General features: G+C 44.9%; 6 protein-coding genes and 2 pseudogenes. 1 reads left to right on the top strand and 7 read right to left on the bottom strand.

All coding sequences use genetic code 11. The features are described from left to right. Window positions 1–17: 17 nt before the first annotated feature. The 7 genes and pseudogenes from G486_RS24835 to G486_RS0114995 form a co-directional block, all read right to left on the bottom strand. Window positions 18–581 carry an HAD-IIIA family hydrolase gene (locus G486_RS24835; RefSeq protein ID WP_034387884.1) on the bottom strand — a complete coding sequence of 188 codons (564 nt, stop codon included), beginning with the start codon at window positions 579–581 and terminating at the stop codon, window positions 18–20. Then, window positions 582–1,325 (bottom strand): annotated as a pseudogene (gene kdsB / locus G486_RS24840) (3-deoxy-manno-octulosonate cytidylyltransferase); the annotation flags it as partial. 15 nt (window positions 1,326–1,340) lie between these two features. Next, window positions 1,341–2,168: a 3-deoxy-8-phosphooctulonate synthase gene (gene kdsA / locus G486_RS0114985; protein WP_027016275.1), complete on the bottom strand. Its 828-nt coding sequence runs from the start codon at window positions 2,166–2,168 to the stop codon at window positions 1,341–1,343. Continuing rightward, complete coding sequence (locus tag G486_RS23650; RefSeq protein ID WP_084455322.1) at window positions 2,146–3,294, bottom strand: glycosyltransferase family 61 protein; 1,149 nt, start codon at window positions 3,292–3,294, stop codon at window positions 2,146–2,148. Before G486_RS23650 ends, kdsA begins: the two co-directional genes overlap by 23 nt. Before the next feature lie 6 nt (window positions 3,295–3,300). After that, window positions 3,301–4,932, bottom strand: coding sequence for a capsular polysaccharide export protein, LipB/KpsS family (locus tag G486_RS23655; protein WP_084455324.1), 1,632 nt, complete (start codon window positions 4,930–4,932; stop codon window positions 3,301–3,303). Continuing rightward, entirely contained in the window at window positions 4,925–5,956 is a 1,032-nt protein-coding gene (locus tag G486_RS23660) for a glycosyltransferase family 4 protein (RefSeq protein WP_084455327.1), read from the bottom strand. The genes G486_RS23655 and G486_RS23660 overlap by 8 nt, the downstream gene beginning before the upstream one ends. A 17-nt stretch (window positions 5,957–5,973) precedes the next feature. After that, window positions 5,974–6,423: pseudogene (locus G486_RS0114995) on the bottom strand (SLBB domain-containing protein); the annotation flags it as partial. Window positions 6,424–6,509: 86 nt separating this feature from the next. Between G486_RS0114995 and G486_RS0115000 the strand changes: the two are divergent. Further along, window positions 6,510–6,718, top strand: a 209-nt coding sequence (locus G486_RS0115000) for a transposase (protein WP_027016023.1), incomplete at its 3' end; no start/stop codon positions are given.

The raw sequence follows: 6,718 nt of genomic DNA on the forward strand, positions 1-6,718 counted from the left end.
TCAACATCACTTCAAGTCTATTGCGCCATGCGTGTCATGACTGCGGCGTAGCCCCGGGCGGAGCCCAGCAGCTCTTGCTTGCCTTGCGCTTGCAAGATCGCATCGGCCAGTTCTCGAAACGCGCCTTGGCCCCCTGGCGTTGACAGGACAGCAGTGGCTGCGTTGCGCACATAGCTGGGGGCTTCGGGCACGGCATAGCTCAGGCCGCAGGCTGAAAAAGCCGGCAGGTCTATGCTGTCGTCGCCAATGCAGGCCGTTTGTTCGGGAGTGGATCGGGCCTGGGCCATCAGCTCGTGGCAGGCGGCAGCCTTGTCCTTGACACCGAACATCGAAAGCTCGATGCCCAGATCCGCGACACGCTTGCGCAGGGTTGCGGAGTCGCGGCCCGAAAGTACGGCTACCTGTATGCCGCTTTCCATCAGCAATTTCATGCCAAGGCCGTCACGCACATGGAAGCGCTTCATGCATTCGCCCGTCGCGTCGTAGAAAAGGCCTCCGTCCGTGAGGACGCCATCTACGTCGGTGATGAGCAGTCTTATGTTCGCAAGTGAGGGCAGTTGCCCGGGCTGCTGGCCGGCCATCAGGGCGCGTACGCGCTCAAGGCATTCGGGCGTGTCCACGCCCGGGCCCGTAGGTTTTACGACATAGGCGCGCAACTTAAGGCCCGCTGCCATCAGGCGCAATTGCCCCAGCTTCTCGGCCCTCTCCGTCATGGGTTGCGGCAACCGGGCATAGCGCTGCAATACTTCGCGGCGATAGGCATAAACACCCACATGCTTGAGATAGCTGGCTTCGGCCGCGTCGCGTGGATAGGGGATGGGCGACCGGCTGAAATACAGTGCATCGCCGTTATCCGCCAGCACTACCTTGACCGCGTTGGGGTTGAGTGCTTCCTGTGCATCGATGGCATGGCATAGCGTTCCTACGGCTACGTCGGGGGCGGCCAGCATGCCCTCGGCCAGGCGTTGCACATCCTGCGGGCGCACCAGCGGCTCGTCTCCCTGCAGATTGAGATAGATGTCGGCCGGCACCTGCTGCATGACTTCGGCCAGCCTGTCTGTTCCCGATGGATGATGGGCCGATGTCATCACACAGCGTCCGCCAAAGCCTTGCACGGCCTGTGCCACGCGTTCGTCATCGGTTGCAACCAGCACAAGCTGTGCTGCAGCAACTTCGCAGGCTCTCTCATACACATGCTGGATCATGGGCTTGCCACAAATATCGGCCAGAGGTTTGCCCGGAAGCCGGGTGGAGCCGTATCGAGCGGGAATGACGATCGCCACCATGGGTGACTCCGCGTGGTCTTGCTGAAGCAGTGCTTTCATGTCAACGCCGGGCTGTCAGTCGATTTGCAATGGGGGGAAAGACTTCACCAGATCGTCTATGGCCTTCATCTGTGTGAGAAAGGGCTCCAGCTTGTCCAGCGGCAGGGCGCTGGGGCCGTCGCACTTGGCCTGGCTAGGGTCGGGGTGGGCCTCCAGGAACAGGCCTGCAATGCCCGTGGCCATACCTGCGCGGGCCAGTTCCACAATTTGCTGGCGGCGCCCACCGGAGGCTCCAGCCATCGGGTCGCGTTGCTGCAGTGCATGCGTCACGTCAAAAATAATGGGCAGATTGCCCGTGACTTTTTTCATCACACCAAAGCCCAGCATGTCGACGACCAGGTTGTCATAGCCAAAGCAGGTGCCGCGATCGCACAGCATGAGCTGATCGTTGCCGGCTTCCTTGAATTTCTCCACGATATTGGCAACCTGGGAGGGACTCAGAAACTGGGGCTTTTTGATATTGATCGGTTTGCCCGTCTTGGCCATGGCCACGACCAGATCGGTCTGGCGCGCCAGAAAGGCCGGCAGCTGAAGAATATCCACCACCTCGGCCACAGGCGCGGCCTGCCAGGGCTCGTGAATATCGGTAATCACCGGAACGCCGAATTCCTTTTTGACTGCCTCAAAAATACGCAGTCCTTCTTCCATTCCGGGGCCACGGTAGGAGTGGATGGAAGAGCGGTTGGCTTTATCGAAGCTGGCTTTGAAGACGTAGGGTATACCTAGTTTGGTTGTGATTTTTACGTAGTGCTCTGCGCATTTCAATGCAAAATCCCTATTCTCTAGAACATTAACTCCTCCGAAAATGGAGAAGAAATTTTCATTTGATAAATTGAAATTCATCTAATGCTGCAAAGAAATTTTTTGAATCAATTAATATGTCTCCAAAACTGTCATTTTCTAGACAGAACTTGAGAGGAATAGGGTTTACCCAATAAGCGGAATATTTTCCGGATTTTAGTTGAGCTGTCCTGAAATATGAAACTCTTGGACAGTTAGATTGCATTATTTCCATTAACAATGCCCCTTCGAGAGAGAAACCGTAGTTTGCAACTCCCATGCCATGAGGCCCAACCACACAAGAGGTATTCCGAAAAATATTTATTTGATCTTTGATTGAATAATCGCCTGGGTCAACTATATGAAATCCTCTGTTCTCTAAGCCAGAATAGATAGTTTCTTCATTTAAAACTCGTCTCATTTTTGCTCTACGACGAGAAACATAAACTTTATCGTAATTAAATAGTGATTTATTGCTCTTTGTTCTTTCAAGAATTTCGGAGAGGGCCTTTATGTAGTATTTACTTGGAGTATGAAGATGACCAAAAGACCCAAAGCATGGAATGATGATTTCCTCACATTCAATCCATCTGTTACCTGTAATAATAATAGACTCGGCAGGGATACCAATATCAATGAGAAATGATGAAAAATTATGGCTAATTTCTGAGCAGACAAAGTTAATTTTAGAAAAATCAATGCCAGCTTCTTTTAAGAGAATAATTGCTGGGAGGCATTCTCTTAAAAAATGATCTAAATTTCCAAAAGGATAAAACCATACACTTAATCCAGGGATTTTCAATGATGGAAACTGATCTTTATCCCAATATATCGTATCATTTATTTTTTTAAAAATTCCATTTTTTTCGTATGACTGTTTTGCGGCAGAACTCATAAAGTTCCATACGTAAAAACTATCGTAAAACATAGGCCAATAACGGGTGAACCCAGTTAATCTTGGGCCTATCGTACAGTTTTTTAAAAAAGATAAATATACTTCAGGTGTCGAATATCCTGCTGTGAAAATATCTTCTAAGCCTGAAAATTTTAGATCAGAATCTTGATAAAAATTAAATGATTTAATAGAAAAATCAGTTTTCTCTGAAGATGAGTATTTTGTAACTGATGCATCCCCTCCATGTGCTAGAGTTATCTTTCTGAGATCAATGGGGCTGTAGGCATTTATCATGATTAACTATGGCTTGAAAAAATGCCTTAGAGCCCTTATAGAGCTATTTTTGGAGTCCGCAAAAAATTTTCTAGGATGGGTTATCATTTTTTTTATTTTCTTATGGAATGTCGATTTTTTTTCTAATGTACTAATCGGCGGTATATTTGCTTTTTCATTAATGACTGTTAATTTCTCTTTTATGTCTTTTATATCTTTAACTTCAGGCGTGAAAGGCTTAGCTACAGTATTTGGCGGACTCGAAATTGGATTGGATTTTATTGCCGGTGATATTTTTTTTGAAAGTCCTATTGTGGTGGGCGATGAAAATATTGCGTCTAACTTTGCAACACCAGAATCATGAATAGAAACTAATTGCCCTTGGAGGAGTCTACGTAAGAACTCCTCGAACAAACGATATTCATCCAAATGCAGCATGCCAGATATTTTTTTTGATGAAAGATCCGCGACAAATTTCTTGTATGAATGTGGGTCGTAATCGTGAGTGAATCCTTTTTTACCAAAAAAAGCATTCCCAAACTGAGCAACCTTTAAACCATTAAAGGCTGCTTCAATGAGACTTTGTGAGTTGAGCCCTACAACGCAATTAGAAATGGAGAATAATTTTTCTATTGGGTAATTATCTATAATTTTTACTCTAGCCTGCTTTTCTTCTGGCAAATTTTTAATAAATTCATTTAATATGTTTAAAGTCAATTTAGAATTGACATTGACCTTCTTCTCTTCCCATGGATGAGATTTGAAGACGACATTCATGTTGTTATTAATTATTTCTAGTATTATGTCTTTATAAAAATGAATTGACGATAATCCAATATTTTTATATTCCAATAAAGAGAAATCATTAATAACTTGTCCAAAAATTGTGACGACCTCCCCTGGGTAGATGAAAATTATTTCTTCGCCAGAGGTAGGTTGTTCGACATTTTTATTTTTTGCAAGAATTACTTTGTTTATAGCCTTCATTCGATCTTTGTCCATTTCGTTTGCGTTAAGATCGGATGAAAGTGACTTAAATACCGCCTGATGACGAATGTCACAATTATTAGCTATTGGCTCATACTTTTCCTCGCAGTAATAGTCATTTCCGGTAAACAATGACTCCATTACCATAACCTTAGTTGGCGTATAGCGCAGAATTTCGATTAATGATCTTTGATATATCAATGATCCTGAAAAAACACAGCAATGTGTAAAAGGTTTTTCATCGAGAAGCGTCTTTCCCCAAAAATCTATCCAGTCCCATGCTGCAGCCATACATTGCATGAGAATAGGCTTATTTTCTTCTAAGATTTTTAAAAAAATATCTTGCCGTGTTTGGGGATATGAGGATGAGTACCATTCCTCTTGGCAAGCAACTCTGGATAAAGCTTCTGCTCGAGATACTTTAAATAAATTAACTCCCCTTATGGAGTATTTAAATAAAATATCAGGAGATAGATGTGATAAGACTCGAGTTCGTTCGTTTAAGTCGGCTGACTTTGATTCATAATTCCCATAAAGAGTGATCCAATCCCGTCGCTCCTTAATAAATCTTACAGATGATCCAGATTTTTCAATGAACTTATAAAAAGAGGGAAAGTTTCGTTGATTAATATGAAGATCATCAGGTATTAAAATGGAATACTTTTTAGCCATAGATGACCTCCAGATTTTCCTTTTCGTTCAATAGGCTTGGATTTTCTTCTATATAGGTTGGAGTTAGGATATTTTTTTCAATTATTTTTGAGTAAATTTTCAAATTTCCGAAAATTGAATCGCGCCATGTCGGAATATTTGATGAATATTCTTGGCATTTGCTTTCAATAACTCTGAATAAGTCTATATTTTTAGCATTTTTTTCAATCAATTCTGCATCTTCATCTGGATCTAGAGTTAAGAATAATCCATTTTCTTCATGTTTTATGAAATCTAAAGACATTCCTATCGGAGTTGAGAAAACAGGTGTTCCAGTGGCAAGGGCCTCGGGAATATTTGCGGGGCCACCTTCATGGCTGCTGCACATAAGAAGTGCGTCAATCTCGCTGTAAAATCCCTGAAAAATTCTGTAAGGTAGCCTTTCGAAAACATCAACCTCAAAACCTAAACTACGAAAATCAACAGCATCGATGCTTCGATCCTGTCCAACTAAAACAAATTTAATAATGTCAGGGTCAAGACGCTTTACCAACTCGGAGAGGTAGGCTTCCCCTTTAACCCGCCTTCCATAGCGGCGCGATGCAATACCGATGGTGAATTTTTTGGTTGAATCTCTTGTTTTCGTGGTTCTCCTAAGAACCTCATTGTTGTAGCCATGGGGGACGATATATAGCTTGTCCTCTTTTAACCCCTCATCAATTTTTAGAATTTCTTTTTGAGTACTATTAAGACAAATAACCGCTGAAGATTCATTGTATCTTGGAATGAATCTTTGTCTGGAATGCCATATATCTAAATCATTTAAATCATGATGAACTGTGCAGACAGAATTCTCTTTAAGTTTGGTTTCAAGATGAGGGCGATGGTAATGATATATATCGGCATTATTTATTGGTAAAGTACTCTCAATATGTTCTATCCAGTCTGGACTATATTTTTTAAAATAACTTAGAATCGCGGAAAATATACCACTGTCAATATCTTTACTCATGACATGGTTAATAATATATTTTTTTATTGGCATGAATTTTCCTAAGATACTTAGAGTCCAAAAACAACCTTCGCACTAATGGCGATTTGATAAATGATTTGCGTCATGTCCTTCCAGAACTGGCGCTTTTTCTCGTCCACCTTGGGCAGCACCAGAATCTGGTCGCCAGCCTTGATGGAGGCATTCGCAAACAGCTTTTCGGTATTTACCTGCTCAAAGCCGCCATCGCGGTGGGCCACGACCACGCGCGCGTTGTCGGCCAGCTGGGTAAAGCCGCCGGCGCGGTCTATGTATTCCTTGAGGCTCAAACTGCCGTCAAAGGCCACGGCATTGGGGAACAGCACTTCGCCGCTGACCAGCACCAGACCGTCCTTGCGCGGTATGCGTATCACGTCGCCGTTTTCTAGCAGCAGCTCATTGCGCTGGCTGGCCTGGGCAATCTGTACCTGGCCCAGAGGCTCGATCTGCTTGGCGCGCTCCACCCATTGCAGGGCCAGAGAAGTGGCCCCGGTTTTTTGAACAGTTGGCTAAGCGAGATTTCTTCCCGTAAAAATGGCCTGACAGCAGGCCGAATCTGGAGAAATCTATGACCATCAAATCAAGACGCAAGCACAGTGCTACCTTCAAAGCCAAAGTCGCGCTGGAGGCGGTGCGCGGCGAGCGCACCGTCGCTGAACTGGCTCAGCAGTACGAAGTACACCCCAGCCAGATTGCAGACTGGAAGCGGCTGCTGCTGGAGCGGGCGGCTGACGTGTTTGGCCCAGCACCTGGGCCTGCTGCCCCAACGGTGGATCT

This window comes from Comamonas composti DSM 21721, assembly GCF_000429845.1.
In the GTDB taxonomy this organism is placed as follows: Bacteria; Pseudomonadota; Gammaproteobacteria; order Burkholderiales; family Burkholderiaceae_C; genus Comamonas; species Comamonas composti.

What these genes read in the sequence shown, in the direction of transcription:
- G486_RS23660 (WP_084455327.1), bottom strand. Translation starts at nt 5,956, where the DNA reads ATGCCAATAAAAAAATATATTATTAACCATGTCATGAGTAAAGATATT.
- G486_RS23655 (WP_084455324.1), bottom strand. Translation starts at nt 4,932, where the DNA reads ATGGCTAAAAAGTATTCCATTTTAATACCTGATGATCTTCATATTAAT.
- G486_RS24835 (WP_034387884.1), bottom strand. Translation starts at nt 581, where the DNA reads ATGGCCGGCCAGCAGCCCGGGCAACTGCCCTCACTTGCGAACATAAGA.
- kdsA (WP_027016275.1), bottom strand. Translation starts at nt 2,168, where the DNA reads ATGAATTTCAATTTATCAAATGAAAATTTCTTCTCCATTTTCGGAGGA.
- G486_RS23650 (WP_084455322.1), bottom strand. Translation starts at nt 3,294, where the DNA reads ATGATAAATGCCTACAGCCCCATTGATCTCAGAAAGATAACTCTAGCA.